At 59.7% G+C, this 236-nt stretch carries 1 protein-coding gene; it reads right to left on the bottom strand.

The window, feature by feature from the left end; translation table 11 throughout:
- A partial coding sequence (locus tag SB822_RS60985) for a PUA domain-containing protein (RefSeq protein ID WP_410859638.1) occupies positions 1-236 on the bottom strand: 236 nt, incomplete at both ends.

Genomic DNA, 236 nt, shown 5'->3' with positions numbered 1-236 from the left:
ATCATCGCCGCGCGAGCATCATAGCCAAGAATTTCACTGATCTCATCGCTTTTATGGCCTGCGATCTTGCGCGCATCCTCGGCATCATAAGCGATCAGTCCGCGCGCGATTTCGCGTCCGTCCTCGTTCAGCACCGCGACCGTATCACCGCGCTCGAACTGGCCGTCGATTTCCCTGACGCCTGCGGGCAAAAGCGACTTTCCGGATTTCAGTGCCCTGGCCGCACCGGCATCCAC

The organism is Paraburkholderia sp. SIMBA_054 (assembly GCF_046534875.1).
Lineage (GTDB): Bacteria > Pseudomonadota > Gammaproteobacteria > Burkholderiales > Burkholderiaceae > Paraburkholderia > Paraburkholderia hospita.
The sequence above is the reverse complement of the archived record's forward strand: the minus strand, read 5'-3'. Positions and strand labels throughout refer to the sequence as shown.